Source organism: Streptacidiphilus pinicola (assembly GCF_003258295.1).
GTDB lineage: Bacteria > Actinomycetota > Actinomycetes > Streptomycetales > Streptomycetaceae > Streptacidiphilus > Streptacidiphilus pinicola.
Genome location: NZ_QKYN01000020.1, coordinates 1 through 551 on the forward strand (window position 1 = coordinate 1; position 551 = coordinate 551).

At 73.0% G+C, this 551-nt stretch carries 1 pseudogene; it reads left to right on the forward strand.

What is annotated here, in order from left to right:
* Positions 1 to 287 (forward strand): annotated as a pseudogene (locus tag DN069_RS04345) (hypothetical protein); the annotation flags it as partial.
* Positions 288 to 551: the final 264 nt, after the last annotated feature.

Consider the following 551-nt stretch of genomic DNA (forward strand, 5'->3'; position numbering starts at 1 on the left):
TGTGCGACCGTGGCGCGTCGCTGGCCGGGCGGGAGGCCCAGGGGGACAACGGAGACACGAGACGACTGGAGGAGCAGGTGGTGCGGGACGGCATGCTGGTCGGCTTCGTCCCCGCCATCGCGGGCTCAGAGGACTTCGACGACTCCCAGACAAGCGACGACATCGCCCGCGCCGACTACGACCAGCCCATCGCCACCGAACGCCGCGTCGCCCCACCCCCGACCACCCCCCTCCCCCGCGAAGGCGGCGTCTTCCGCCGCTTCCTCGGCGGCTTCCGCGAACACTGACCGCCCTGCGGCCAGTGGGCGAACCCCGTTGCCTCGGAACGGGGGACGGGGCGCGCCCCGGATCGCTACGGTCGTTCGGGCGTGCGGAGGAAGGCTCCAACGCCCGTGGGGACCCTGGGGGATCGGATGGCACAGGCGCGCAGGCGGCCTTCGCGGAACGAGGCGGTTCGGCGGCGGGCGGAGGCGCAGTTCGTCGGTCGTCGGGCTCAGCTGGCGTTGTTCGCCGAGAACTTGCTGAAGGATCCGGACCCGGAGGCCGGTCCG